This is a genomic window from Variovorax sp. PAMC26660 (assembly GCF_014302995.1).
Classification (GTDB): domain Bacteria; phylum Pseudomonadota; class Gammaproteobacteria; order Burkholderiales; family Burkholderiaceae_C; genus Variovorax.
Genome location: NZ_CP060295.1, coordinates 3,617,873 through 3,644,419 on the forward strand (window position 1 = coordinate 3,617,873; position 26,547 = coordinate 3,644,419).

Annotated in this window: 26 protein-coding genes; 14 read left to right on the plus strand and 12 right to left on the minus strand. The window is 66.8% G+C overall.

Features of this window, described 5'->3' with window-relative positions:
• The first annotated feature begins 9 nt into the window (after window positions 1-9).
• The 7 genes from H7F35_RS17185 (at window position 10) to H7F35_RS17215 (ending at window position 5,736) form a co-directional block, all read left to right on the plus strand.
• Window positions 10-882, plus strand: a complete 873-nt coding sequence (locus H7F35_RS17185) for an ABC transporter ATP-binding protein (protein ID WP_222622030.1) — start codon at window positions 10-12, stop codon at window positions 880-882.
• Between the two features lie 134 nt (window positions 883-1,016).
• A complete protein-coding gene (locus H7F35_RS17190; protein WP_187114009.1) occupies window positions 1,017-1,886 on the plus strand; it encodes an ABC transporter permease in 870 nt (289 codons plus the stop codon).
• A gap of 142 nt (window positions 1,887-2,028) precedes the next feature.
• Entirely contained in the window at window positions 2,029-2,805 is a 777-nt protein-coding gene (gene hisN / locus H7F35_RS17195; protein WP_187114010.1) for a histidinol-phosphatase, read from the plus strand.
• Window positions 2,806-2,814: 9 nt separating this feature from the next.
• Window positions 2,815-3,009 carry a DUF2905 domain-containing protein gene (locus H7F35_RS17200; protein ID WP_093245072.1) on the plus strand — a complete coding sequence of 65 codons (195 nt, stop codon included), beginning with the start codon at window positions 2,815-2,817 and terminating at the stop codon, window positions 3,007-3,009.
• Window positions 3,010-3,043: 34 nt separating this feature from the next.
• Window positions 3,044-3,970 carry an ROK family protein gene (locus tag H7F35_RS17205; RefSeq protein ID WP_187114011.1) on the plus strand — a complete coding sequence of 309 codons (927 nt, stop codon included), beginning with the start codon at window positions 3,044-3,046 and terminating at the stop codon, window positions 3,968-3,970.
• A 156-nt stretch (window positions 3,971-4,126) separates the two neighbouring features.
• Window positions 4,127-5,293 (plus strand): tetratricopeptide repeat protein, encoded by a 1,167-nt coding sequence (locus H7F35_RS17210; RefSeq protein ID WP_187114012.1) that lies wholly within the window; start codon window positions 4,127-4,129, stop codon window positions 5,291-5,293.
• Complete coding sequence (locus tag H7F35_RS17215; RefSeq protein WP_187114013.1) at window positions 5,290-5,736, plus strand: DUF1877 family protein; 447 nt, start codon at window positions 5,290-5,292, stop codon at window positions 5,734-5,736. Before H7F35_RS17210 ends, H7F35_RS17215 begins: the two co-directional genes overlap by 4 nt.
• Before the next feature lie 29 nt (window positions 5,737-5,765).
• Here the strand turns inward: H7F35_RS17215 and H7F35_RS17220 are convergent, their stop codons facing one another.
• The gene (locus H7F35_RS17220; protein ID WP_187114014.1) at window positions 5,766-7,223 is read right to left on the minus strand and encodes a PLP-dependent aminotransferase family protein; all 1,458 of its coding nucleotides are present in this window, start codon (window positions 7,221-7,223) and stop codon (window positions 5,766-5,768) included.
• Between the two features lie 172 nt (window positions 7,224-7,395).
• Between H7F35_RS17220 and H7F35_RS17225 the strand changes: the two genes are divergently transcribed.
• Window positions 7,396-7,734 carry a hypothetical protein gene (locus tag H7F35_RS17225; protein WP_187114015.1) on the plus strand — a complete coding sequence of 113 codons (339 nt, stop codon included), beginning with the start codon at window positions 7,396-7,398 and terminating at the stop codon, window positions 7,732-7,734.
• A gap of 297 nt (window positions 7,735-8,031) precedes the next feature.
• Here the strand turns inward: H7F35_RS17225 and otsA are convergent, their stop codons facing one another.
• From otsA to H7F35_RS17245, 4 genes are all read right to left on the minus strand, one after another.
• Window positions 8,032-9,417 carry an alpha,alpha-trehalose-phosphate synthase (UDP-forming) gene (gene otsA, locus H7F35_RS17230; RefSeq protein WP_187114016.1) on the minus strand — a complete coding sequence of 462 codons (1,386 nt, stop codon included), beginning with the start codon at window positions 9,415-9,417 and terminating at the stop codon, window positions 8,032-8,034.
• Window positions 9,414-11,336: a glycoside hydrolase family 15 protein gene (locus H7F35_RS17235; protein ID WP_187114017.1), complete on the minus strand. Its 1,923-nt coding sequence runs from the start codon at window positions 11,334-11,336 to the stop codon at window positions 9,414-9,416. The genes otsA and H7F35_RS17235 overlap by 4 nt, the downstream gene beginning before the upstream one ends.
• Window positions 11,333-12,130, minus strand: coding sequence for a trehalose-phosphatase (gene otsB, locus H7F35_RS17240; protein ID WP_187114018.1), 798 nt, complete (start codon window positions 12,128-12,130; stop codon window positions 11,333-11,335). Before otsB ends, H7F35_RS17235 begins: the two co-directional genes overlap by 4 nt.
• Window positions 12,131-12,232: 102 nt before the next feature.
• Window positions 12,233-13,402 (minus strand): multifunctional CCA addition/repair protein, encoded by a 1,170-nt coding sequence (locus tag H7F35_RS17245; protein WP_187114019.1) that lies wholly within the window; start codon window positions 13,400-13,402, stop codon window positions 12,233-12,235.
• Between the two features lie 198 nt (window positions 13,403-13,600).
• Here H7F35_RS17245 and H7F35_RS17250 point away from each other — a divergent pair, with 198 nt between their 5' ends.
• A complete protein-coding gene (locus H7F35_RS17250) occupies window positions 13,601-14,326 on the plus strand; it encodes an OmpW/AlkL family protein (protein WP_187114020.1) in 726 nt (241 codons plus the stop codon).
• Between the two features lie 39 nt (window positions 14,327-14,365).
• Here H7F35_RS17250 and H7F35_RS17255 read toward each other — a convergent pair whose 3' ends face one another.
• From H7F35_RS17255 to H7F35_RS17265, 3 genes are all read right to left on the minus strand, one after another.
• The gene (locus H7F35_RS17255; RefSeq protein WP_187114021.1) at window positions 14,366-15,049 is read right to left on the minus strand and encodes a glutathione S-transferase family protein; all 684 of its coding nucleotides are present in this window, start codon (window positions 15,047-15,049) and stop codon (window positions 14,366-14,368) included.
• Window positions 15,050-15,163: 114 nt separating this feature from the next.
• Window positions 15,164-15,724, minus strand: coding sequence for an MgtC/SapB family protein (locus H7F35_RS17260; protein WP_187114022.1), 561 nt, complete (start codon window positions 15,722-15,724; stop codon window positions 15,164-15,166).
• Window positions 15,725-15,738: 14 nt separating this feature from the next.
• On the minus strand, window positions 15,739-17,769 hold the full coding sequence (locus H7F35_RS17265; RefSeq protein WP_187114023.1) for a lytic transglycosylase domain-containing protein: 2,031 nt from the start codon (window positions 17,767-17,769) through the stop codon (window positions 15,739-15,741).
• Between the two features lie 9 nt (window positions 17,770-17,778).
• Between H7F35_RS17265 and H7F35_RS17270 the strand changes: the two genes are divergently transcribed.
• Window positions 17,779-18,396: a 5-formyltetrahydrofolate cyclo-ligase gene (locus H7F35_RS17270; protein WP_187114024.1), complete on the plus strand. Its 618-nt coding sequence runs from the start codon at window positions 17,779-17,781 to the stop codon at window positions 18,394-18,396.
• Between the two features lie 6 nt (window positions 18,397-18,402).
• Here the strand turns inward: H7F35_RS17270 and H7F35_RS17275 are convergent, their stop codons facing one another.
• Complete coding sequence (locus tag H7F35_RS17275; protein WP_187114025.1) at window positions 18,403-19,386, minus strand: LysR substrate-binding domain-containing protein; 984 nt, start codon at window positions 19,384-19,386, stop codon at window positions 18,403-18,405.
• Window positions 19,387-19,561: 175 nt separating this feature from the next.
• Here H7F35_RS17275 and H7F35_RS17280 point away from each other — a divergent pair, with 175 nt between their 5' ends.
• A complete protein-coding gene (locus tag H7F35_RS17280) occupies window positions 19,562-19,882 on the plus strand; it encodes a DUF2917 domain-containing protein (protein WP_187114026.1) in 321 nt (106 codons plus the stop codon).
• A 54-nt stretch (window positions 19,883-19,936) separates the two neighbouring features.
• Here the strand turns inward: H7F35_RS17280 and H7F35_RS17285 are convergent, their stop codons facing one another.
• Window positions 19,937-20,341, minus strand: a complete 405-nt coding sequence (locus tag H7F35_RS17285; RefSeq protein ID WP_187114027.1) for a BLUF domain-containing protein — start codon at window positions 20,339-20,341, stop codon at window positions 19,937-19,939.
• A 94-nt stretch (window positions 20,342-20,435) separates the two neighbouring features.
• On the opposite strand from H7F35_RS17285, the gene H7F35_RS17290 reads away from it, so the two are divergent.
• Window positions 20,436-21,206 (plus strand): Crp/Fnr family transcriptional regulator, encoded by a 771-nt coding sequence (locus tag H7F35_RS17290; protein WP_261803662.1) that lies wholly within the window; start codon window positions 20,436-20,438, stop codon window positions 21,204-21,206.
• A 14-nt stretch (window positions 21,207-21,220) separates the two neighbouring features.
• Here the strand turns inward: H7F35_RS17290 and H7F35_RS17295 are convergent, their stop codons facing one another.
• Window positions 21,221-22,057, minus strand: a complete 837-nt coding sequence (locus H7F35_RS17295) for a DUF6279 family lipoprotein (protein WP_261803663.1) — start codon at window positions 22,055-22,057, stop codon at window positions 21,221-21,223.
• A 49-nt stretch (window positions 22,058-22,106) separates the two neighbouring features.
• Here H7F35_RS17295 and glmU point away from each other — a divergent pair, with 49 nt between their 5' ends.
• Window positions 22,107-23,534 (plus strand): bifunctional UDP-N-acetylglucosamine diphosphorylase/glucosamine-1-phosphate N-acetyltransferase GlmU, encoded by a 1,428-nt coding sequence (glmU, locus tag H7F35_RS17300; RefSeq protein ID WP_187114028.1) that lies wholly within the window; start codon window positions 22,107-22,109, stop codon window positions 23,532-23,534.
• A 314-nt stretch (window positions 23,535-23,848) separates the two neighbouring features.
• Here glmU and H7F35_RS17305 read toward each other — a convergent pair whose 3' ends face one another.
• The gene (locus H7F35_RS17305) at window positions 23,849-24,331 is read right to left on the minus strand and encodes an Lrp/AsnC family transcriptional regulator (protein ID WP_187114029.1); all 483 of its coding nucleotides are present in this window, start codon (window positions 24,329-24,331) and stop codon (window positions 23,849-23,851) included.
• Window positions 24,332-24,468: 137 nt separating this feature from the next.
• Here H7F35_RS17305 and glmS point away from each other — a divergent pair, with 137 nt between their 5' ends.
• Entirely contained in the window at window positions 24,469-26,349 is a 1,881-nt protein-coding gene (glmS, locus tag H7F35_RS17310) for a glutamine--fructose-6-phosphate transaminase (isomerizing) (RefSeq protein ID WP_187114030.1), read from the plus strand.
• Window positions 26,350-26,547 lie beyond the last annotated feature (198 nt).

The following is a 26,547-nucleotide window of genomic DNA, read 5'->3' on the forward strand; positions in this document are numbered from 1 at the left end:
AAGGTGGGGATGGGGGCGGGCAGAGCGGTGGCGAAGCAAGCGCCGCCTGCCCCCACCCCGGCCCTCCCCCGGAAGGGGAGGGAGGAAGACCAGAACCAAGACCCCGCCCCGCTGCTGCAAGTCGACAACGTCAGCCTCGAATACCGCACCCCCGAACGCGTCGTCCGCGCCACACACCGCGTGAGCTTCGACGTGCATGCGGCCGACCGCTTCGTGCTGCTCGGCCCCTCGGGTTGCGGCAAGTCCACGCTGCTGAAAGCGGTCGGTGGCTTCATCCCACCGGTCGAAGGCGAGATTCGCCTTGATGGCCAGCGCGTGCTGCGGCCCGGCCCCGACCGCATCGTCGTGTTCCAGGAGTTCGACCAGTTGCCGCCGTGGAAGACGGTCAAGCAGAACGTCATGTTCCCGCTGCTGGCTTCGCGCACGCTCGGGCGCAAGGAAGCGGCCGAACGCGCGCTGCACTACCTCGACAAGGTGGGCCTTTCCAAATTCGCCGACGTGCATCCGCACCAGCTTTCGGGCGGCATGAAGCAGCGCGTGGCAATTGCGCGCGCGCTGGCGATGCAGCCGCGTGTGCTGCTGATGGATGAGCCCTTCGCCGCGCTCGATGCGCTCACGCGCCGCAAGATGCAGCAGGAGCTGCTTGCGCTGTGGGACGAGGTGCGCTTCACGCTGCTGTTCGTCACGCACTCGATCGAAGAGGCGCTGGTGGTGGGCAACCGCATCGCGCTGCTGTCGCCGCATCCGGGGCGCATGCGGGCCGAGATCAACAGCCATGGGTTCTCGCTGGCGAGCCTGGGCGGTGCCGAATTCCAAAGCACGGCGCAGCGCATCCACGACATGCTGTTCGAGGAAGAGCCCGAAGCGGTCACTGCACCATGAACCCGGCTTTTCTCCCTCCCCTTCCGGGGGGAGGGTTGGGGTGGGGGCTCGCGGCGTATCCGTTGCCGTCAGCTCATCCACCGCCGCTTGCCCCCATCCCAACCTTCCCCCAAAGGGGGAAGGAGTCAAAACCGATGAGCACTCTGACGCCACCCATCCGCCCCGAGTACGAGCTGACGCTCCAGCCCTTCACCGAAGTCCCGCTCGAACGCACGCTGCCGCTACCCGCCCGCATCTGGGCGCATGCCGGCGTTCGCAAGGGCCTGATCCTGATCGTCATCGCCGTGCTCTGGGAGCTGGCCGCCCGCTGGCAGGACAACGACCTGCTGTTGCCCACCTTCACCGCCACGGCGCGCGCGCTGGTCGAAGGGCTGGCCAGCGGTGAGCTGGTCGAGAAGGTGCGCATCTCGCTGGCCGTGCTCTTGCAGGGCTACATCGCCGGCGTGTTGCTGGCCTTTGCCCTGACCACGCTCGCGGTGTCGACGCAGATCGGCCGCGACCTGCTGGACACGCTGACATCGATGTTCAACCCGCTGCCCGCCATCGCGCTGTTGCCGCTCGCGTTGCTGTGGTTCGGCCTGGGGCGCGGCAGCCTGGTGTTCGTGCTGATCCATTCGGTGCTGTGGCCGCTGGCGCTCAACACCTATGCGGGCTTTCAGGGCGTGCCCGAGACGCTGCGCATGGCGGGGCGCAACTACGGCCTCAAGGGCCTGCGCTACGTGCTGCAGATCCTGGTGCCGGCGGCGCTGCCGTCGATTCTTTCGGGGCTGAAGATCGGCTGGGCCTTTGCCTGGCGCACGCTGATCGCGGCCGAACTGGTGTTCGGCGCCTCGTCGGGCAAGGGTGGTTTGGGCTGGTACATCTTCCAGAACCGCAATGAGCTTTATACCGACCGCGTGTTCGCGGGGCTCGTCATGGTGGTGCTGATCGGCCTGCTGGTGGAAAGCCTGGGCTTCAAGACGCTGGAACGGCTCACCGTGCGGCGCTGGGGCCAGCAGCGCTAGCAAAAGGAGCGGCGGTCGCCTGACCGCCGGCTTTCTTCGCATTCCGCCTCAACCTGCGTCGGTGCCGGGGCTGTAGCCCTTTCGCGTCGAACCCGCGCTGGCTCGGGTCTAATCGCAGGTTTTGGCACGTGTTTTCCCGCTCATGAGCTCCACCACTCCCGACCTCTCGCCGATTGCCCAAGCGCTGGCCGATGCCGCCGCCGCGCAGTCGATGCATTACTTCCGCACGCCGCTCGACATCATCACCAAGGCCGACGAAAGCCCAGTCACGCTGGCCGACCGCGCGGCCGAGACGGCGATGCGCGAGATCCTCGGCGCCCGCGTGCCGGCCGACGGCATCTACGGCGAAGAGCATGGCCCCGAGCGGCTCGATGCCGAACGGGTCTGGGTGCTCGACCCGATCGACGGCACGCGCAGCTTCATCACCGGCTCGCCGCTGTGGGGCACGCTGATCGGCGTGCTGCAGGGCGGCCGCGTGGTGCTCGGCATGGTCGACATGCCGGTGCTCAAGGAACGCTGGATCGGGCAGGCCGGCCAGGGCGCCACGCGCGACGGCCAGCCCGTGCGCGTGAGCGGCTGCACCGAGGTGGCCAAGGCCCGGATCGTCACCACCTCGCCCGACATCTTCGCGCCGGCCGACTGGGCCGCCTTCGACCGACTCAGCCGCCAGTGTGCGATGCGCCGTTTCGGCGGCGACTGCTACGGCTATGCCCAGCTTGCGGGCGGCACCATCGACCTGGTGGTCGAGACTGGCCTGCAGCCCTACGACTACCTCGGCCCGGCCGGCCTGATCGAAGCCGCGGGCGGCGTCATCACCGACTGGCAGGGCCAGCCGCTGGGCCTGAAGTCCGACGGACGGGTGATTGCGGCCGCAACGCCCGAACTTCACCGACAAGCCATGGCGATCCTTGCCGCCTAGACTGTTGCCATGTTCCGCTGGCTGATCGTCGTTGTCCTTGCTTTGGTGCTCATGAGCGGCCTGACCGCCTGGCTGCGCCGCTTCGGCTTCGGACGCCTGCCCGGCGATTTCGAGTTTCGCGCCTTCGGCCGCGACTGGCAGTTGCCGATTGCGAGCACCGTGCTGCTCAGCATGATCGCGGCGCTGGTTGCTCGCCTGCTGTAGCGACAGAGCCCTGACCTGAAAGAAGAACCCCGCAATGAGAGCCTGCGTAGACATCGGTGGCACCAAGGTGGCCGTGAGCCTTTCCGCTGCGAGCGAGGCGCCGCTGATCGGCCGCCGCAGCGAGCCGACCGCCAAGACCGGCGACAACGACGCGGTGGCCGTGCAGATCATGCGGATGATCGAAGAGGTCTGCGCAGAGCAGGGCATCGATGCCGCCAGCATCGACCGCGTGGGCGTGTCGTCGGCCGGACCTTTCGAGCTGCGCGACGGCATGGTCGAGCTGGCCACGCCCAACATCTGCGGCGGCATTGCCGGCCCGGCGCGCGGCCTGCCCAACACCTGGATGACGGCCATCATTGAGGCGCCATTGGCCCGGCGCTTCGGCCGCGTGCGCGTGGAGAACGACGCCGTGGCGGGCCTGGAGGCCGAGCGCCACTGGGGCGCGCTCCAGGGGCTGGACCATTGCGCGTACGTCACCTGGAGCACCGGCGTCGGTGTCGGCCTGTGTGTCGATGGCCGTGCATTGCGCGGCAAGAACGGCAACGCCGGCCATGCGGGTCACAGCTTCGTGGTCGACGATGCCAGCGGCGCGCTGTGCGGCTGCGGCAACCTCGGCGATGTCGAGGCGCTGGTGGCCGGCAACTCGATCGCTCGCCGCTTCGGGCAACCCCCGCCAGACTTGTTCTCGGCCGCTTCGGCCGGCGAGCCGCATGCGTTGGAAATCGTGGATGCGTTGTGCCGCGTGACGGGCCGCATGCTCTACAACCTCGTCATCACGCTCGACCTGCAGCGCATCAGCCTGGGCGGCAGCGTGTTCTGGCACCACCGCGACTTCCTCCTGCCGCGCCTGCAGGCGCAGATCGACGGCAAGCTGCCACCGCTCACGCGCGGCGTGCAACTGGTGCCCGCGGGGCTCGGCGAGAAGGTGGGCGACTACGCGGCCCTGGCGCTGCTCGACTGACAAGGTATGAATAAACCTGCTGCGCGCCCCGATCTCGCACCTGCGGTCCTCACCGTACAAAGTACGGCTGCGGTCCTCGATGCAAGCTCGAGGCGCTCGCTACGGTTTCTTCACACCTTGTGAGCGGCAGGCTTCAAGAACACGCGCAGGCCAACCATGAGCGCGTCGCCCCGTCGCAAATCGTTGGCCTACCTGCTGTTGCTGGTGGGCGGCTTTCTGGGGGCGCATCGCTTCTACCTGGGGCGTTACCGCAGCGGGGCCGCACAGTTGCTGCTGTTGCTCGTGGGCACGAGCAGCCTGTCGGGGGCGAAGCTCTGTCGGGGCATCCTGCTGCTGTGGCTGCTGGTTGATATCTACTGGGTACAGCAGCAGTTCGATGCATCGGAGGGGGAGGACGACTCGGAGCGCGCCACGGCCATCCCGCCGACCGAAGCCTCCCGACCGGCCGCCAGCGATACGCCCGCGACCCGGCTGAAGAACCAGGAACATCGCTACATGGAAGCCTTCCGCCAGGGCGACCTGCCGCGTGCCGAAGCGCTGTGCACCGAAGCGGTCGAGCTGGCCCGCCGGCTGTGCGGCGGCCCCGGCGAAGCGGTGGTGTCCCACCTCGTGAACCTGGCCGAAGTTCGCCGGCAACTGCAGCGCAACGACAAGGCCATCGCGGCGCTGGACGAGTGCATGAACATGATCGGCCAACTGCGCCTGCCCGACAGCTGGCGGCTGCGGCCGACCAACACGCTGGCGCTGGTCTACGCCGCGACCGGCCGGCCTGACGAGGCCGAGGCCCTGTACAAGAGAACCATCGCCCTCGCGATCACCGAGGCAAAAGGCGGCTCGACCGATGCGGTGGTGCGCGCGCTCAACAACCTCGCGTTTCTTCACGCCACGACAGGGCAGCCGCTGAAGGCCGAGCTTTGCTACGCCCGGGCGATGACGCACCTGGACAAGCTCGCCACGGCCCACGGAGAAGGCGATGCCGAGCTGTACTCCAACATGCTGAACAACTTCGCGGACCTGCTGGCGGCGCGGCGGGACTTCGCCAAGGCCAGGCCGCTGTACGAGCGTTCCCTCGCCATCCAGGAACGCAGTTGCAGGGGCATCTCGACCGTGGCCGCCAACGCGCACAACGACCTCGGCCTGATCGCGCAGGAGCTGGGCGACCTGCGCCAGGCGCTGGTGCATTTCAGGCGCACGCTGCTGCTCAACCAGATCTGTGCGCCGGACCATCTGAAGAACATCGCCAACGCGCAACGCAATGTCGACGGGGTGAGCGCCACGCTGGACGCCATGACCTACGCCGCGCGCGTGGAGCGCAACGCATGAGCATTGCCGCTACCTTCTTCGCCATCGACCGCTACAGGCTGCGCGGGCTGGTCATCGATCCGGCCACTGTCTCGGGCTTCCTTCGCACCCCCGCCGAACAGGAGGGCCCGCATGCCCGCCAGACCGTGGAGCAAGCCTGGGACGTGGTGCGCACCCTGCTGCCCGCCGCCGTGGACGGTGAGTTTCTCGAAGGCACCGACGGCATGGGCTGCGTCTACCTCACGGCCAGCCATGTGGAGCGCAGCGCCGAGCGCCTCGCCCGGCTCGATGTGCAGGCACTGGCGCAAGACTTCGCCAGCGATCCGGACGGCTTTGCCCAGCTCTACTGGGCGACGTTCTGGCAAGAGAACGCGCAAGGGCTGCTGGCCTTCCTGCAAGGTGTGCAACGCTTCTTTGCCGATGCTGCCGCACGCCGCGACGCCGTGGTCTTCTTCATCGCGTAAGCAGGCGAGCGGACAGACGGGCGCTTGCGCTATCGGGCCAGTGGCGGCGAAGGCCGCACCTTCGACACGATCTCCCCCAGCCGCTGCAGCCCCGCATCGACGGCCTTCGAGTACGGCCAGCCGCAGTTGATGCGCAGGTAGTTGTCGAAGCGCCCCGAGTTCGAGAACTGCGCGCCCGGCGCCACCAGCATGTGTTCGCGCAATGCCGCATCGAACACGGTGACCGACGAACGTTGCTCCGGCAACTCCACCCACAACTGCAGGCCGCCGCGCGGCAGGTTCAGCCGCGTGCCTGCCGGAAAGTACTTCGCGATGGCGTCCGCCGTCTGGTCGCGTTGCACATGCAGGCGTTCTCGCAGGCGGCGCAGGTGGCGGTCGTAGCCGCCGCTGGCGATGAACTCGCCCGCGGCAATCTGCGCCAGCGCCTCGTTGTTGCGCGTCTGCGCGTACTTGAGCATTTCGACCTGCGCATGCCAGCGTCCTGCGGTGATCCAGCCCAGCCGCAGCCCCGGCGCCAGCACCTTGTGCAGCGACGCGCAATAGATCACGTTGCCCGTGCGGTCCCATGACTTGGCCGCGCGCAGCGGCACGTCGGACTCGACCAGGTCGCTGTAGGTGTCGTCCTCGACCAATGCAATGCCGTGGCTCTCGCACAGGTGCACCAGCCGCTGCTTGTGGGCATCGGGCATCACGCTGCCGATCGGGTTCTGCAGATGCGGCACCACCACCACGGCCTTGATGTCGTCGTAGGTGTGGATGGCGAGGTCGAGCGCTTCGATGGAAATGCCGGTCTGCGGGCTGGTCGGAATCTCCAGTGCGCGCAGCCCCAGGCTTTCGAGCACCTGCAGCAGGCCGTAGAACGTGGGCGACTCCACCGCCACCGTGTCGCCCGGCTTGGCGACGGCGCGCAGCGCGAGGTTCAGCGCCTCGATGCAGCCGTTGGTGACCAGCACCTCGTCGGGCGCCACCGTCATGCCGATGCGCAGGTTGCGTTGCGCCAGCGCCTCGCGAAATTGCTCGTGGCCCTTCTGGGAAGAAGCGGTGGTCAGCAGCTCGGGCCGTTGGCGCAGCGCGCGCGTCATGGAATTGCGCAGCGCCTCGGCGGGGTACAGCTCGGGGGCTGCACGCGCGATGGCGAAGTTGAGCTTCACGCCAGTGTGCCGGCCACGGGCCATGAAGTTGGCCATGCGCGCGCGCATGCTGACCAACTGCGCCGGATCGGGCGGCACGTCGGCCAACGGCTCTTCCATCGGCGCGATGGCCAGGCGCTGCGGCCGGCGCACGAAGTAGCCCGAGCGGTCGCGGGCCTCGACCCAGCCGTCGCTTTCCATGGCGCGACACACCTGCAGCGCGGTCGAGAGGCTGATGTCGTGCAGCCGCATCAGGCTGCGCAGCGAGGGCAGCTTGTCGCCCTGCTTGAGCGAGCCGGTGTGGATCGCGTCGACGTAGTGCGCAGAGAGCTGGCGGTAGAGCGGTAGCGAGTCCATGGCGTCGATGTTCCCCGCTTCGGGTCTGTGAAAACAGATGCAGTTGGTCGGAAAAATGACCATAACAGATGCCGTTGCGGCGCGGCTGTTCCGGTCGCAATAGCCATCGCGTGTGCCTGTTTTTTGGGCGAAGGAATTCCTACGATGGACCCTCATCCACCCGAGGCTCGCCATGATCACCACCCTCTCCCAAGCGCCCGATTCCATCGTTCTCGAACCCGGACAGTCCCTGCGCACCTCGGTCGATGCCGGGGCCTGGCTTCAGGTGGCCGAGGGCCGCGCCCGCGTGGTGTCGCCGCCCGGCTGGTTTGGCGACACGGTGTTCATGGCCGAGACGTTGCTCGACGAAGGCGATGTGCACCGCATGGCGCACGGCGGCTGGATCGAGGTGTGCGCGCTGACGCCGTTGCATTTGCGGATCCATGCGCCGTACGAGGCGCATGTGCCACCGGTGCAGGACCTCGAAATGCGTCCGGTAATGCGGCTCATGCGGCTGCTCACTGGCTGGTGATCGCTGCTGTTCGGGGCGGGTTCGGATTCATTCGGGGCGTATGCGAATGACGCCAGGTGCTCCCCTCCGCGAATGTCCCCCGCTTCGCTCCTCCTTTATTTCGCTGCGGGGAGCACCCGGTGTCATTCGCACCTGGGCACGCTGTGCGTTTCCGGCCGATCAACCAGTGCTCTGAGCGCTCACGTCGATACGGGGCTCTTTTTCGCGAAATAAAGGAGGAGCGAAGCGGGGGACATTCGCGAAAAAGAGCCCCGTGTCGGCGTGAGCGACGCCCTGAACAGCAGCGGCAAACAAAGCTCAGCGTTCGCTAGCAGCCTCGCGCAGCGCATCGAGGAAGCTGCGCCGCCACCAATGAATGTCCTGCTCGCGAATGCGCGACAGCAACTTCTGGTGCCTTTCACGCCGCTCTTCCAGCGGCATCTGCAGCGCCTGCTGCACGGTCTCCGCAGTGCCGTGCGTGTCGTACGGGTTGACCAGCAGCGCTTCTTTCAGTTGCTCCGCCGCGCCGGCAAAGCGCGACAACACCAGCACCCCGGGGTCAGCCGGGTCCTGCGCCGCGATGTATTCCTTGGCCACCAGGTTCATGCCGTCACGCAGCGGCGTCACCAGCCCCACGGCCGCCGCGCGGCACAGCCCCGGCACGCGCTTGCGCGCCACCATGCGGTGGATGTAGCGCACCGGCATCCAGTCGAGTTCGCCGTAGTCGCCGTTGATGGCGCCGCACAGCGATTCGAGTTCGCGCCGGATGTCGCCATACGCGTCCACCGTCTCGCGCGTGGGCGAGGCGATCTGGATCAGCGTGGCGCTGCGCCGGTTCTCGGGGTAGTTGGCCAGCAGTTCGCGGAATGCCCGCACGCGCTGCGGGATGCCCTTGGAATAGTCGAGCCGGTCGATGCCCAGCAGCAGCCGGCGGCTCGAATACTCGCGCTTCATGGTCTCGTACATGTCGCGCGACTCTTTCGCATGCGTGAGCGCGGCGAACTCGTCCACGTCGATGCCGATCGGGAAGGCGCCGCAGCGCACCGTCTGCCCGTAGGCGCGGTACATGTCGTTGCCCAGGTACTCGCCGTGGGCCTCGTTGCGCACGTAGTGCTCGAAGTGCTGCACGTCCTGCTGCGCCTGGAAGCCGATCAGGTCGTACGAGAACAGCGAGCGCATCAGCCATTCATGCTGCGGAATGGCCGCGATGATGATCTGGGGCGGCAGCGGAATGTGCAGGAAGAAGCCGATGCGCTGCCTGCAGCCCATGGCGCGCAGCTCTGCGGCCAGCGGCATCAGGTGGTAGTCGTGGATCCAGATGACGTCGTCGTCCTTCAGCAGCGGCAGCAGCTTGCGCGCGAACAACTGGTTCACGCGACGGTAGCCACCGATGAAGCCGGCATCGAAATGCGCGAGGTCCAGGCGGTTGTGGAACACCGGCCACAGCACGTCGTTGCTGTAGCCCAGGTAGTAGCTGTCGTGGTCCTCGCGGCTCAGATCGATGGTGGCCAGGGTGACCTTGCCGGCCTGCTGCTTGTGCAGCTCGCCTTCGCCCGTGGGACCGCCTTCGACGATCTGGCCGCTCCAGCCGAACCACAGGCCGCCGCTTTGCTGCAGGCTTTCGCCGAGCGCGACGGCCAGGCCGCCGGCCGCTGGCTTGCGTGGATCGGCCACGCGGTTGGAAATGACGACGAGCCGACTCATATGCACGAATCCCAGGGCGCGGACAGGCGCACGGCCGCATTGATGATGCCGACCATCGAATAGGTCTGCGGAAAGTTGCCCCACATCTCGCCCGTGACCGGATGCGTGTCTTCCGACAGCAGGCCCAGCGGATTGCGCGCCGCCAGCATGGTCTCGAAGATCTGGCGTGACTCGGCCTTGCGGCCGATCTTGGCAAGCGCGTCGATGCGCCAGAAGGTGCAGATGTTGAAGGCGGTCTCGGGTTTTCCGAAGTCGTCGGCCGCCTCGTAGCGGCGCATGTACGGCCCGTCGCAGAGCGACTTTTCCATCGCGTCGACGGTGGAGATGAAGCGCGGGTCGCGCGCATCGATCAGGCCGACCTCGACCATCAGCAGGATGCTCGCGTCCAGCTCATGGCCACCGAAGCTCTCGGCGAAGGCCTGGCGTTCTTCGCACCACGACTTGGCAAGGATTTCTTCCTTCATGCGAGAGGCATGGCCGTGCCAGTAGGCGGCGCGATCGGGCAATTCCAGCGTGCGTGCGATCTTCGAGAGCCGGTCGCAGGCGGCCCAACTCATCAGGGCCGAACTGGTGTGCACGCGTGCGCGCGTGCGCAGCTCCCACATGCCGGCGTCGGGCGTGCCGTAGACGCGCACCGCCTGTTCACCCACCGCTTCGAGGTGCGGGAACTCCGCCACGCCCGCGCGGCTCAGCAGCCGGTGGTCATGAAAGGCCTGCGCCGCACCGAGCACGATGTTGCCGTACACGTCGTGCTGGAAGTGCTCTTGCGCCTGATTGCCCACGCGCACCGGGCCCATGCCCCGGTAGCCGTCGAGCCCCTCGATGAAGGACTCGGGCAGCTCGCGCTCCAGCCCGATGCCGTACAGCGGCTGGATGTGCTCGCCGTGCGAGCCGATCACCACGTTGCCTAGCCAGCGCAGATAGTCTTCCATGGTGCCCACTTCGCTCAGCGAATTGAGCGCGCGCACCACGAAGAAGGCGTCGCGCAGCCAGCAGTAGCGGTAGTCCCAGTTGCGCTGGCTGCCCGGCGCCTCGGGGATGCTGGTGGTCATGGCGGCCACGATGGCGCCCGTGTCTTCGTACAGCGAGAGCTTGAGCGTGATGGCCGCGCGGATCACCGCGTCCTGGTACTCGAAGGGAATGGCGAGCCGCTTGCTCCAGGTGCGCCAGTAGGCGATGGTCTCCTGCTCGAAGCGGCGCGCCGTGTCGGCGATGCCGTCGAGCAGCGTTTCGTCCACGCCGAACATGAAGTTGTACTCGCGCGAGATCACGAAGGGCTGGCGCGCGAGGATGTGCGAGATCGACGCGTCGGTGTTCAGGCGCAGCGTCAGGTCGGGCCCGACATAGCGGATGTGGTTGCTGCCGCGCGTGACCTCCACCGGCTCGGACGCACCCCACTGGAAGCGCGGGTCGAGCGACACGCGGATGCGCGGCGCACCGGCAATCGGCCGCACGCGGCGCACCATCATCAACGGCCGAAAGTAGCGCGAGCGGCTGTGAAAGCGCGGCGCGAAGTCGGTGATCTCGATGCCCTGGCCGGCGCTGTCGAACAACTGGGTGCGCAGCACGGCCGTATTCGGCTCGTACCACTGCTTGGCTTCTGCGAAGTCCTCGATGTCGATGCTCCATGCACCGGCACCTTCACCGGGATGCAGCAGGGCGTTGAACACCGGATCGCCGTCGAAGCGCGGCAGGCAGCACCAGACCGCGCGGCCGCGCGCATCGATCAGCGCGCTGTAGGCGCAGTTGCCGATCACGCCGACGTTGAGCGACGGCTCGGCCGGCGGCGCAAAGCCGCGCGGTCCGGGGGCTGCTGCGGCCTTCGTGTCGACCGGTGCGTGGTCGTCGGGGCCGGCCGCGCCGGCCAGAGCTTCGCCGGCACGGTCTTCGGGGGGCTTCGGCAGTTGTTGTTCGCTCATTCAGGGCTCCTCGGGGATTCTTCTGTGGTCGGGGTGTGGGGTGCAGCCAGCAGGTCGCGTGCCTGCACCAGCCATTCGTAGACGGCGCGCGGTGATTCCAGGCGGTGCAGCGCCAAGCTGGGCCCGGTGCCGACCTTGATGGCGATGCCGCCGCGCGGCTGCACGACCGCGAAGCCGCTCTCGTCGGTGGTGTCGTCGCCCGCGAAAACCGGCGTGCGGCCCATGAAGGGCGCTTCGGTCATGAAGGCATCGATGGCAATGCCCTTGTTGATGCCCGCGGGCTTGACCTCGAACACGAACTTGCCGTGCATGAGCTCGAGCGCCGGATGGCCCTGGATGGCGCGCGACATGGCGTCGCGGCACACGGCTTCGAGCTGCGGCGCGAGCCGGTAGTGCAGCGCGATGGCGGCGTGCTTGCGCTCCACCAGCAGGCCTTCGTGCACACGCGCCAGTTCGTTGGCGATGTCGAGGATGGGCAACAGGTCGGGCGCACCCTGCTCCTGCATGTGGCCTTCGGCATTGCGGCGTTGCACGCCATGCTCGCCGGCAGCGGGCAGCCGCAGCGGTGCGAGGAAGCGGTCGATCGAATCGATCTGTCGGCCGGACACCACGGCCAGTGCGCCGCCGAGCAGGTCGCGCAAATCACTGAGCAGGGGAACGAGGGCGGGCGGAATTTCGATGGCCTCGGGGGTGGGCGCGAGCCCGACCAGCGTGCCGTCGAAGTCGAGGAAAAGGGCGGTGTCCCGGCCCAGCGGAGGAGGCAACTGAGCGTTGCCGGAAGAGGACTTTGGCATTGGGGAAAACCTTAACACGGGCTGCGCGGCGCGCGTGTCGGCCAAAGTCGAAGGTCTTTCGCGGTGGGCGCCGCGATGTGAATGCCGGGCAGCGGGGCGTTTTCAGGCCAGCGATGCAGCGACGGCTTCGACGCGGGCGCGGTGGATCGCTTCGCCGATCTGCGGACCTGCCGCGCCGGCCTGCTGGGCCTGGCGCGCGACGACGTCGGTGGCGACGGCGGCTGCAGTCTTCAGCACCGCGAGCAGCCGCGCGCGCGGCGGGTAGGGCGCGTCCTTGAAGCCGGGCCGGCCGCGCGCAATGCACTCGCAGGCCAGCAGTGCCTCGGCAAAGCGCGCGGGCTTGCGAAAGGCATCGCAGCGCTCCAGCAGCCGCACCAGTTGGGGTGCGTCGAGTTCAGCGCTGTGGTGGATGTGGCCGTGCTCACGCGCCACCACTTCGGCGAGTTCGCGAATGTCCACCGGCACGCGCCAGCGGTCGCAGACCTTCTGCAGCAGCGCGACGCTCTGGTTCTCGTCGCCAAGGTCATGCACCAGGCACGCAAAGCGCACCGCCAGCGACGCCTGCAGCCGGGCAGCCGTGTCGACGATTCGCATGCGTTGCGCGCTCACCTCGACTTCCGGCAGCAGCACGGCCAGCGCACCGCATTCGCGCAGCACCTCGAACATGCGCGACGGACGTGTTTCCATCAGGCCGCGCGACAGCTCCTGCCAGACGCGCTCGGGCACCAGCGCATCGGCTTCGCCGGCCTCGACCATCTCGCGCATCAGCGCCATCGTGTCGGGCGCGACCGTGAAGTCGTCGAAGCGCGCGGCGAAGCGCGCCACGCGCAGGATGCGCACCGGGTCTTCGCGGAAGGCGTCGGTCACGTGGCGCAGCACCTTGTCGCGCAGATCGCGCTGGCCGTGGAAGGGATCGGCCAGTTTTTCGGGGTCAGGTTCGAATTGGCCGTCGGCGCCCACCAGCTCGGCCGGCAGTGCGATGGCATTGACGGTCAGGTCGCGGCGGGCAAGGTCTTCTTCGAGCGTGACGTCGGGGGAGGCATGCACGGTGAAGCCGCGATAGCCGGGCGCGCTCTTGCGCTCGGTGCGGGCCAGCGCGTATTCCTCGCGCGTCTCGGGGTGCAGGAACACCGGGAAGTCGCGGCCCACGGGCAGGTAGCCCCGGGCCACCATTTCTTCGGGCGTGGCGCCGACGACCAGCCAGTCGTGGTCGGACACGGGGCGCCCGAGCAGCCGGTCGCGGACGGCGCCGCCGACGAGAAGGATTTTCATGGTCGCAGTGTAGGGATGAGGGCTGAGGAATTAGCCGGGGATGAGCGATAGGGATACCCCCAACCGCTAAATAGAACGAGCGTTCGATAATCTTGGCCGTAAACAGAACGAACGTTCGTTCTGTTTGCTCGAACGCAGCGCCAGCCACGGCCTCGCGCTGTGTCGACGGGATTTTTCAACCAAAGGAGCATTCACATCATGAAGAAAACAATGTTTGCGCTGGCGGCTCTGGGTGCCTTGGCGTCCGGCAGCGCGTTTGCGCAACAGGCCGGCGACCTGGTGATCGGCGCGGGCTGGTTTCATCTGTCGCCACAGGATTCGAGCAAGCCGCTGACCGTGACCGCGCCGGTGCAGAGCGTGCTGCCCGGTTCGGGCGCCAGCGTGAGCGATTCCGACACCCTGGGCCTCAATGCCACCTATTTCCTGGACAGCCATTGGGCGGTGGAAGGCGTGTTCGGCGTTCCCCCCAAATTCAAGCTGAACGGCACCGGCACGCTGGGCCGTGTGGGCCAGCTCGGCGAGGCCCGCCAGTGGAGCCCGACCATTCTGGGCAAGTACTTCTTCAATGAAGGCAACGACGCTTTCCGTCCGTTCGTAGGCCTGGGCGCCACTTACGTCTGGTACAGCAACGTGAACCTGACCTCGAACCTGCAAGGCGCGCTGGCCAGCCAGTTCCACCAGTCGCCGTACTCGGTCAACACCACGGCCAAGCTCGACAGCTCGTTCGCGCCCGTGCTCAATGCCGGTGTGGCCTACCAGTTCGACAAGCACTGGGGCATCTCGTTCTCGGTGTCCTACATCCCGCTGAAGACCAAGGCCAAGCTGACGACGACCTCGATCACCGGCCTGCCGGTGGCCAACAGCGAAGCCAGCCTGAAGCTGAACCCGATCGTCACCTACGTGGCGGCGACGTACCGATTCTGATCCGGCCTTGCGCCGAAAGCCTTGCCGCACGTGTCGCGCTTAGCGCGACTGTCGGTAAGGCTCTTCGAACTGCAGGAAGTCTTTCTCCGCCAGTGCTTCGTCGATCCAGGCCTTGACGCCCGGCAGCGCCTGCACACGCTCGATGTAGGCCATGATGGCGGCCGGCACCGGCAATCCGTAAGTCTTGATGCGCGTGCCGATGGGCGCGAAGTAGGCATCGGCAATGCCGAACTCGCCGAACAGCATCGGGCCGCCGTGCGCATCGAGCAGGCCGCTCCACATCTGCACGATGCGTTCCAGGTCGCGGCCCACTTCGGGCTGCTCGCGCAGCAGCTTCGCGCCGACCTCGGGCAGCGAAGCCTCGATGTTCATGCCGCAATTGCCGCGCAGGCCGCCGAAGCCCGAATGCATCTCGGCGCAGACGCTGCGTGCGCGGGCGCGATCGGCTGCCTTCGTGGGCCACAGCTGCTTGTCGGGGAAGGTCTCGGCCAGGTACTCGGCAATGGCGAGCGTGTCCCAGACCACCAGGTCGCCGTCCACCAGCACAGGCACCTTGGCCACTGGGTTGATCGGGCCGATGGTGCTCTTGAATTTGGATGCCGCCTCGAAGGAGTCGAAGCGCACCATCACCTCCTCGAAGACGATGCCGGCCTGCTTCATGAGCACCCAGGGGCGCATGGACCACGACGAGTAATTCTTGTTGCCGATATAGAGCTTGCGCATCAGGGGCCTCCGGTTCGTTGCGAATTCAAACCGTCGATGCTAGCCCGGCCGCGCGCTGCCATTGATGCCCAACGCGGCGCGAATTGATGCCCGCCGTCTTGCGGGCAGCCACCGTCAGGCGCGGGGCGTGTCGTCCGTCGAGGCGATCACGCGTTGCGCCTCGCTCTTGCCATTGCTGCGCGACGGGCCGACCACGCGTTCGACCCCGTTCACGAGGCGCGGCACCAGCGACAGCACCACCAGCGCCAGCAGTGCGCTCAGCACGGCGGTGGCTTCACGCCCGAGCCCGCAGGCCATGCCGATCGCGGCCGTCATCCAGAGCCCGGCCGCGGTGGTTAGGCCCTGCACATGGGATTCGTCCTTGCCCTGCTTGAGGATGGTGCCGGCGCACAGAAAGCCCACGCCCGCCACCAGCCCCTGGATCACGCGGCTCATGTCGGCAGGCACGATGCCGGTCTGCTGCGGAATCAGCACGAACATCGCCGAGCCGATGGCCACCAGCATGTGCGTGCGCACGCCGGCCGCCTTGCCCTGCTGTTCGCGCTCGAAGCCGAGCACGAAGCCCAGGACGGCTGCCAGCGTCAGGCGCAGCACGATGCGCGTGAGCTGCGCGACGTCGGTCACGTCCGAGAACTCGGACGCGATGGTGTTGAGCACTTCGTCGCGCCAGCTCATTTCAGCAGCAGAACTCAGGGCAGGTCCTTGCTGGGTTCGGGCTCCGCAGCGTCGCGCGGGCCCACGCGGCCCAGGCGCTCCTTCAGCGACTGCGGCCGGCCGCTGATGATGGCGGCGTAGTTGGTGGTGTTGGCCAGCACCTTCTTCACGTAGTCGCGGGTTTCGGCGAAGGGCACGTTCTCGGCCCAGATGGCGGCTTCGATCACCGGGCCGTTGCGCCAGTTGCGCGGACGGCCGGGGCCGGCGTTGTAGGCCGCGGCAGCCAGCGCCATGGAGCCGTCGAAGTCGTCGAGCGCCAGCTTCAGGTAGTTGGTGCCGATGGTGATGTTGGTTTCGCGGTCGTTGATCTGGCCGGGCGTGAAGTCGGTCAGGCCGATCTTGCGGGCGGTCCAGCGTGCGGTGGCAGGCATGACCTGCATCAGGCCCGAGGCGCCGACGCCGGAACGTGCGTCCATGATGAAGCGGCTTTCCTGACGGATCAGGCCGTAGACATAGGCCGGGTCCAGGCCGATGTCCTGTGCCTTGCGCAGCACGGTGTCGTGGAAGGGCATCGGAAAGCGCTGCTCGACGTCGACCACGCCCTTGGTGCGCTCGCTGGTGTTGATGCAGCGGTCCCACACCTCGCGCTGGCAGGCGAAGTCGGCGGCGGCCAGCAGCGCGCGGTCGTCCATGCCGCCCTTGTCGTGCAGGTTGGTGGCGTAGTTCCACTCGCGCGTGCCTTCGGAACGCAGGCCGATCGCGATGGCGTAGAGGCCGCGATTGAGCGCGGGGTTGCTGCGCGCGGCGGCCTTTTCTTCAGGTGTGAGCGGCGCCGGGCGCGTGGGCGCGACCGTGCGCTGGCCCAGCTCTTCGAGTGCCAGCATTTCGTAGAAGCCGCGCGAGCCGGCAATGCCCTGGTAGAGGTCGCGGGCCTGGGCGCGGCGTTCGTCGCCGCCGGCACTGGCCAGCGCGCGGGCCTTCCAATAGACCCAGGTGGGGTCTTGCTGGGAGGCCTCGCTCATGGCATTGATGGCGGGCGCCACCTCTTTCCATTGGCCGGCACGCAGCGCGGCGCGCACGCGCCAGCCGAGCATGTCGTCCGACAGGTCGCTGTTCTTCGTGACGTTGGCGAAATAGGTGCCCGCCTGTGGCCAGAGCTTGGTGGCAGCCTGGCGGCCGATGGTGCCCCAGATCCAGTTGCGCTCTTCGGCGGAGAGCATCGGGCCCCACTTGCTGTCGAGCTGCGAGGCGGCCAGTTCGGGGTCGGCAATGGCGACCTTGATGAGCGCCAGCACCACCAGCTCCTTGCGCGACTTGACGGCCACGAAGGCGCGGCCGGCCAGGAACTTGGCCGAGCTGGCATTGAGTTCCTCGAACAGCGGCAGCGCGTCGGGCGCGGCGATGGTCACGGCGCCACGCGCGGCTTGCGGGCGATTGTTCTCGATGGCCAGGCGTGCCTTTTTCCAGGCGTCGTTGGGCGACAGCAGGCGGGCCGCGACCATGCGGTCGGCGGCAGTCAGGCAGCCGTCGTCGGAATCTTTCTGGGCGAACCAGTTGCGGCGCACCTCGTCGGCTTGCGCCTGGGTGGCGGTGCCGGAGCGCAGCGTGTCGACCAGGGTGGCGTAGCAGCGCACCTGTGCGTCGTCGCCCATGCGAAAGCCCGCGATCGAGGCGGAGAAGCCGTCCCAGTCGCGGCGTTGGCCGAGCAGCAGCAGCCAGTCGTTGCGCAGGCGGTCTTCCTGGTAGGTGCCGGGGTAGCGCGCGAAGAAATTCTGTACCTCGCTCGGGTCGGCTTCCTGCAGGCGTGCCTTGAGTTCCCAGTAGGCGGCCCAAGGTTCGAGGGCATGGCCGCGCGCTTGCGGCAGCAGGGCCGTCAGGCGGGCCTTGTCGCCGCGCTGGAAGGCCTGTTTCATCTGGACCAGCACGTCGTCGTTGGTGTTGTTCTGCGCGGCGGCGGGTTGCTGTGAAAGCAACGCCGCGAGGGCCAGGACAGCGGAAAAAACCAAAGCGGGTGTTGCGCTGCGCGGGCGACGGCGCGTGGATGCCAAAATGCTTGGGAACTGCATCGGAGGATTATGGACAAGTCAAAGGGTGCCGACACTTCGGCGACGGCGAGTTTTCTGAAGGATCAGTTGCGCAAGGCATTGATCGAACAACGCCTGGCCATGCCGGACCGGCTGACACGCGCCGACCTGCTGCAGCGTGTGATGCGGATCTGGCTGGTCAACCGGCCCGACACCGTGATCGGCGCCTACTGGCCGATCAAGGGCGAGTTCGATCCGTTGCCCGCCCTGCATCGCTGGAAGGAAGACGGCGAGCTCATCGACGAACCGCAGCGCCGTCGCATCGGACTGCCGGTGATCAACAAAGTTCACAAGACCCTGACTTTCCATGCCTGGTATCCGGGCTGCCAGATGGAAGAAGACGCCTACGGCATTCCCAAGCCCAAGGACACCGAGCTGATCGTGCCGACCCTGCTGTTCGTGCCCTGCGTGGGCTACAGCGCGGGCGGTTACCGGTTGGGCTACGGCGGCGGCTTCTACGACCGCACGCTGGCGGCGCTGGAGCCCCGGCCGGTCACGGTGGGGCTGGGCTTCACCAACGGCTTCCTCGACGATTTCGAGCCCGAAGCGCACGACCTGCCCCTGGACGCCATCCTCAACGACAACGGCGTGGTCTGGCCCACGAGCTGACCTGCCTCAGTCGATGTTGTCGACAGTGTCCGGATCGGGCACTTCGCCGATGGTTGCGCGCGTGGTGATGGCCTGGGCCTGCAGCCAGTCCCAGAAAGCCTTGATCTCGGGCCGCAGCGCATTGCGCGGCCCGGCAATGAGCCAGTAGGCCATCGGCGAATCCATGCGGTGCTGCGGCAGCACCTCGACCAGGTCGCCGTTGGCCAGGCTTTCGGCAATCAGCGAACTGCGCGCCAGCGTCACGCCCTGCCCGGTAAGGGCTGCCTGCACCATCTGGTAGGCGTAATTGAAGTAGAGCCAGCGCTTGGGCTGCGCGCGCTCCAGTCCGTTCACCTCGAACCAGCGGCGCCAAGTCAGCCATTCCAGGTGGGTGCGATGGGCGTCGCCGGCCTCGATCAGCGTGAAGCGGGTGATGTCGGCGGGCGTCTTGATGGGCGGGTTGCTCTTCAGAAGCCAGGGGCTGGCCACCGGCGTCAGCGTTTCGCCGAACAGGCGCACGGCGCTGGCCGGCATGACCTCGGGCGGGCCGTAGCGCAGGGCGATGTCCACATCGGCGACTTCGAGGTCGACGGCCACGTCGCTCGCGTCGATGCGGATGTCGATTTCGGGGTTGTCGCGCTGGAAGGCCTCCAGCCGCGGAATCAGCCACATCGACGCGAAAGAGGCAAAAGTGGTCAGCGACACGCTCTTGCGCCCCGCGCTCTGGCGGATCTGGCGCACCGCGTTGTCGATGCGCGGCAGCGACTGCTGCACTGCGAGCAGCAACTGCGCCCCCGCGCTCGTCAGTTCCACGGCCCGCGTGTGGCGCAGGAACAGGCCCACGCCCACTTCTTCTTCCAGCGACTGGATCTGGCGGCTCACGGCCGACTGGGTCAGCGCCATTTCTTCCGCTGCGGCGCGGAAGTTCAGGTGCCGGGCCACGGCCTCGAAAGCGCGCAGGTGGCCCGCCGAGATCGGGCGGGAGCGCAGATGGGTTTGTGAATGTTGCATGGACATGACCAAAAGGCGGCGGTTCGGCATTCAGATCGATTGATGCTGAACGCGCATCAGTAGGCTACCTCCTTTTCATTGGACTGCCAACGCCATAGAAACGATCATTCATTCCCGAACCGCGCCATTGCCTTCTGTTTGTCATGCGCTTCGGTCAAGCCCAGGAGTCCTCATCATGTCCACCGCCGTCTGCACCACCCCATCGCTCGCTTCCCTGCCCGTTCCCGCCCGTAACGCCGTTGCCATTCCGCCGGCCGTGCGTCGCGGTGCATGGCAGATCGCGCCCGGCGAGGCGATGAGCCTGAAGGCGCGCACGAACAGCGTACTGCGGGTCAAGCAAGGCCGGGTGTGGGTCACGCCCGATGCAACGCTGAAGAACCCCAGCGAAGACCTGGTGCTCGCACCGGGCGAATCGCTGACGGTGGCCGCAGGCCAGCGCATCGTGATGGAAGCGTGGGACGGCTACGGCGCGACCTACGCCTGGGACCAGGTCTGATCGCCTGATCCCTCCCACGGCAAAAAAAGCGGCTTCGGCCGCTTTTTCGCTTTTTCAGCCGTTGATGTCGAAGCTGGGGATCAGGGCCAGGAAATGCCCAAGGGCGATTTCCCCGTCCAGCGCATGCACGCCGGCCATCAGGTCGGGCCCCTCGCTCTCGGCCAGGCCCATGCCGAAGCCGGTGTAGCGGCGGCTTGCCAGCGGGGCTTCGTAGACCACGCGCACGCCGACATGCCGGGGGTCTTGTTCGATGCGTTGCATCAGCGCATCGATGGCGCCGCGGGGGCCTTCCAGGTGCTGGCAGAAACGCATGCCGTCGAAGACCAGCAGCCCCGTGATGCCCTGTTCGGCATTGCGGATGCGCGCCCGGCTGGCAATGGTGCCCACGGTGGTCGGGGGCAGGTCTTGCGCGAGCGTGCTGCAGTAAAGGACTTCGTAAAGCGGGGATTCTTCTGTCATGCGTCTTGGAGAGGGGAGAAACGGTGCGAAGTCTAGGCAGCCGCGGGCCTCGGCGAAATGTCAAAAGACACAGGCGAAAAGCCTATAGTGGCGCGTGAAATTCGAGGACTACCCCGTCGCTGCCTCTCCCCCGCAGGGCACCAATCCCTGTGAAGGCTGCGCATTGCGCCAGCTCGACGCTTTTCTTCCGGCGTCCGATGAAGAACTCAAGACCATCCAGTCGTTTCGTGCCGGTGTCCGGCGTGTCGAAGCGGGTGGTTCCATTGTCGACGAGCATCGGCCGAGCACGCAGCTCTTCACGCTCTATGCGGGATGGGCCTTTCGCTACAAGACCCTGAGCGACGGCCGGCGGCAGATCCTGAGTTTCCTGCTGCCCGGCGACTTCATCGGCCTGCAGGACGAATTCGCCGAAGGCCAGACGCACGGTGTCGAGGCGGTGACCGACGCCACGCTGTGCGCCTTTGCGCGCGACCGGCTCTGGCCGCTGTTCCATGCCCAGCCCAAGCTCGGCTACGACATCACCTGGCTGGCCGCCCGCGAAGAAAAGATGGTGGACGACAACCTCGTCACCACCGGCCGGCGCAATGCCGGCGAGCGCGTGGCCATGTTGCTGATGCACCTGTACCGGCGCGCCGACCGCGTGGGCATGGTGCGCGACGGCTGGGTGGAGTTTCCGTTCAACCAGCAGCACATCGCCGACGCGCTGGGGCTTTCGCTGGTGCACACCAACAAGACGCTGCGCCGGCTGCAGCGCCTGGGGCTCTACAAGCTCGATGCGGGCTGGCTGCGCATCCTGGAGCCGCATGCGCTCGAAACCCTGGGCGACTACTTCGAGCGCCCCCTGCGCCCGACGCCATTGATCTGATCTGAGGCCCGGCGTCAGCGCGCGGCCATCAACTGGCGCAGGTCGTTCTGGTAGGCCTGCAGCCGCCGCACCGCCTGTTCGCGCTGGCTGGTACTGGTGCCGTTGTGCATCACGGCCGTGTTGCGGCAGCCCTCCTGAAGCAGCGCCTGCTGCTGGTCACGCCAGGGACCGGGCGGCGGATCGGCGATGCGCTGGATGTACGCATGGAGCGCGGCGCGCGCCTCGGCCGGCGACGGCTTGTTGGCGCTGAAGCCGCGCAGCAGCACCAGTGCCTCCTGCTGGCGCTTGCGACGCTCGGCGTCCGCCAGTTGCGGGTTGAACACCGACTGAGCGACCTGCTGCTTCAGCAGATCGCGCTGCTCCGTTGTCAGCCGGCCATAGAAGTCTTCCGCGCGATCGAGGAACTGGTCATAGCGCTTTTCCTGCACCTGCGCCGGGGTGCGGTCCAGCCAGTCCTTGCGGTAGGTGGCGTTGTTCTTCGCGTACTTGCGCTCCAGTTGCTGCAACTGGGCGTCGGTCAGGCTCAGCGCGAGCTCGGTGCCGGCCGGCTCGGCGCGTTCGGTCACGGCCAGCAAGCGTTCGCGGATCTGGTCGGCCATGGCGCAGGCTTGGGCCGGCGTCACCTCGCCGGGCGCCAGCGCCTGTGCTTCCTGCAGCAGCGCGGAGACGCGGGGCAGCTCGTTCTGGCGATGCCATGCCAGCAGTTGTGCCAGCTCGTCGCGCACCTTGGGCGTCTGCGCGCCATCGAAGTCGAGATACCCGTCGAGCCACCAGTAGCTCAGCTCGGGCAGGTTGTTGTAGGCCAGCTTGATTGCGCTGCAGGCCCCGAGGGAAGCGGCCAGCAGCAGCACGCCGATAATCCGCGCTAGTTCCGCGCAACGCATTCGGGAAGAAAAACGCATGAATCAGACTCCGCAACAAGACAACCTGGGGCCGGTCGATGTCGTCATCATGGCGGCCGGCAAGGGCACGCGCATGAAAAGCAAACTGCCCAAAGTGTTGCATCGATTGGGCGGCCGCGCCTTGCTGGCGCATGTGGCCGCCACCGCCGCGCGCATCGGCGCACGCCATGTGGTGATGGTGACAGGCCACGGCGCGGCCGAGGTCGAGGCCGCCATGGCCGCCGGCATCGAAGGTTCGACGCTCCGCTTCGCGCGGCAAGAGCCGCAACTCGGCACCGGCCACGCGGTGCAACAAGCCGCGCCGCTTCTGCCTGACGACGGCACAGTGGTCGTGCTGTCCGGCGACGTGCCGCTGATCGGCGAAGACACCCTGCGCGCCCTGATCGCCGCCAGTGCCGGCCAGCGCCTCGCGCTGCTGACCATCGAATTCGACGATCCGACCGGCTATGGCCGCGTGATCCGCTCGGCAGGGCAGGGCGAGGTGACCGCCATCGTCGAGCACAAGGACGCCACCGAAGAACAGCGCGCCGTGCGCGAAATCTACAGCGGCGTGATGGCCGTCCCCGCGCGGCTGCTCAAGGGCTGGCTCGCACGGCTGGACAACCACAATGTGCAGGGCGAGTACTACCTGACCGATGTGGTCAAGCTGGCCTCGGCCGATGGCGTGCCCGTGGTCGCGCACATCACGACCGATGCGCTGCAGGTGGCGGGCATCAACAGCCCGGCCCAGCTCGCGGCGCTCGAACGCGCATGGCAATTGCGGCAGGCGAATGCGCTGATGGAGCAGGGTGTGCGACTGGCCGACCCGGCGCGTTTCGATCTGCGCGGCACGCTGGCCTGCGGGGCCGATGTGGAGATCGACGTCAATTGCGTGTTTGAAGGCGCGGTGTCGCTGGGCGAGGGCGTACGCATCGGCGCCAACTGCGTGATTGCCAATGCGCGCATCGAGGCTGGTGCGGTGATTCATCCGTTCACACACATCGAGGGTGAGAAGGCGGGCGTGACGGTGGGCGAGCGGGCTTTGATCGGCCCCTTCGCGCGGCTGCGGCCCGGTGCACAACTCGGTGCCGAGGTGCACATCGGCAACTTCGTCGAGGTCAAGAATTCGACGCTTGCGGCCGGCGCGAAGGCCAACCACCTGGCCTATCTGGGCGACGCCACCGTGGGCGAGCGCGTGAACTACGGCGCGGGCAGCATCACGGCCAACTACGACGGCGCCAACAAGCACCGCACGGTGATCGAGGCGGATGTGCACGTGGGCAGCAACTGTGTGCTGGTGGCGCCGATCACTTTGGGCGCGGGCGGCACCATCGGTGGTGGCTCGACGATCAACAAGTCGACCGAGCCTGGGGCGCTGACTGTGGCGCGCAGCAAGCCGGTGAGCTTTCCCAATTGGAAGCGTCCGCAGAAGAAGCCCAAGGCCTGAGAGGGGCGTTGCTGTTCGGGGCGGGTTCGGGTTCATTCAGGGCTTGTGCGAATGACGCCGGGAGCTCCCCTCCGCGAATGTCCCCCGCTTCGCTCCTCCTTTATTTCGCTGCGGGGAGCACCCGGCGTCATTCGCACCTGGGCACGCTCTGATTGATCCTGCGATCAACCACCGCTCTGTCCAACGCTCACGTCGATACGGTGCTCTTTTTCGCGAAATAAAGGAGGAGCGAAGCGGGGGACATTCGCGAAAAAGAGCACCGTGTCGGCGTGAGCGACGCCCTGAACAACGCCCTCGAACAGAGGAGCAAGGCCTCAACCCAGTGGCACTCGAGGCTCGAACTTCGCGCGCTTGAGGCTGAAGAAGGCCTTGACGTTGCGCACATTGGCATCGGCCGTGAACAGACGTTGCGTCAAAGCGGCGTAGTCCGGCATGTCGCGCGCCGCCACCACCAACACGAAGTCTGGCCCCGGCGACACACGCCAGCACTGCTGCACCGCGTCGTCGGAAATCACGCGCGCCTCGAAGGCGTCGAGCGAGGCCGCGTCCTGCCGGTCCAGCGAGATTTCGATCACCGCCTGCAAGCCGTGACCCAGTACCGTGGCAAGCCGGTCGGGCGAGAGCAGTGCGACCTGGCGCTCGATCAGGCCTTCTTCGCGCAAGCGCTGCACCCGGCGCAGGCAGGTGGGTGGAGAAATGCCCACCTCTGTGGCCAGGCGCTGGTTGGTCTGCGAGGCATTGCGCTGGAGCGCATCCAGCAAGCGAAGGTCTATTGCATCGAGGGAAAATGATTCCATATTCAATGAAATTATGGAATAAAAATCCAAATAGCAAATCCCAAGGAATAAAAGTCCAGATTCATGGAAATTTTGAATACATATTTCTTCAATGCATTCCTACCATCGAGACCTTCTTCATTCAAAGGCAGATCACCATGTGCGGCATCGTCGGGGCAGCGTCCCATCGCAACATCGTTCCGGTCCTGGTCCAGGGCCTCCAGCGGCTCGAATACCGCGGCTATGACTCGTGCGGCGTGGCTGTGCATGCGGGCGGCCTGACGCGCGCGCGCACCACCTCCCGCGTGGCGGACTTGGTGACCCAAGTGCGCGACGACAAAGTCGAAGGCCTGACCGGCATCGCCCACACGCGCTGGGCCACGCATGGCGCGCCGGTCGTGCACAACGCCCATCCGCACTTCAGCCACGGCCCCGGCACCGATGCACAGGGCACGCGCCCCGGCCGCATCGCGCTCGTGCACAACGGCATCATCGAAAACCACGAAACGCTGCGCGCCGCGCTCGAAGCCAAGGGCTACGTGTTCGAGAGCCAGACCGACACCGAGGTCATCGCCCACCTCGTCGACAGCCTCTACGACGGCGACCTGTTCGAGGCCGTGAAGGCCGCCGTGCTGCAACTGCACGGCGCCTACGCCATTGCCGTGATCTGCCGCGACGAGCCGCAGCGCGTGGTCGGTGCGCGCGCCGGCTCGCCGCTGATCCTCGGCGCGGGCAAGGACGGCGCCGAGAACTTCCTCGCCAGCGACGCGATGGCGCTCGCCGGCGTGACCGACCAGATCATCTATCTGGAAGAAGGCGACGTGGTCGACCTGCAACCCGGCAAGTACTGGATCGTCGACAAGAACCACAAGCCAGTCACCCGCCAGGTGCGCACCGTGCACGCCCACAGCGGCGCGGCCGAACTCGGCCCCTATCGCCACTACATGCAGAAGGAAATCTTCGAGCAGCCGCGCGCCATCGGTGACACGCTCGAAGGCGTGGAAGGCATCGTGCCCGAGCTGTTCGACGGCGTGGGGCAAGACGGCGCGACAGGCGCGAGCGCGCACCGCGTGTTCCAGGACATCGACAAGATACTCATCCTGGCCTGCGGCACCAGCTACTACAGCGGCTGTACGGCCAAGTACTGGCTCGAAGGCATCGCGAAGATTTCCACGCAAGTAGAGATCGCGAGCGAATACCGCTACCGCGACTCCGTGCCCGACCCGAAGACGCTGGTGGTCACCATCAGCCAGTCGGGCGAAACCGCCGACACGCTGGCCGCGCTGAAGCACGCGCGCTCGCTCGGCATGGAACAGACGCTGACCATCTGCAACGTCGCCACCAGCGCGATGGTGCGTGAATGCAAGCTGGCGTACATCACGCGCGCCGGCGTCGAGATCGGCGTGGCATCGACCAAGGCCTTCACCACGCAACTGGCCGGGCTGTTCCTGCTCACGCTTGCCATTGCACAGGCCAAGGGCCGTCTGAGCGATGCCGACGAAGCGCGCTACCTGAAGGAAATGCGCCACCTGCCCGTCGCACTGCAGTCGGTGCTGGCGCTGGAGCCGCAAATCATCGGCTGGGCCGAAGACTTCGCGCGCAAGGACAACGCGCTGTTCCTGGGCCGTGGGTTGCATTACCCGATCGCGCTCGAAGGCGCGCTCAAGCTCAAGGAAGTGACCTACATCCACGCCGAGGCCTATGCGGCCGGCGAACTCAAGCACGGCCCGCTCGCGCTGGTCACGAGTGAGATGCCTGTGGTGGCTGTCGCGCCCAACGACGCGCTGCTCGAAAAGCTCAAGAGCAACCTGCAGGAAGTGCGCGCGCGTGGCGGTGTGCTGTACGTACTGGCCGACGGCGACACGAAGATCAAGAGCAGCGAAGGCCTGCACGTGATCCGCATGCCCGAGCACTACGGCGCGCTGTCGCCGATCCTGCACGTGGTGCCGCTGCAGTTGCTGGCGTATCACACGGCGTGTGCGCGCGGGACCGATGTGGACAAGCCGCGCAACCTCGCGAAGAGTGTGACGGTCGAGTGAGTTCGCCTCGTGCGCAAGGAGCTGTTCTTTGCCATTAATGTCTGAAACAAGCCCATCAGCCGGCGTGAACGTTGGCGGCGTGGGGCATCCGTTGCAAGCTGGCCATCATCGGTCAGTCATGCGTCCACCCGTTACGACCGGTCTAGACTGGTTGCAGACCAGCGCTCCTCACAATAGATAGTGTCAAGTAATAGCCTG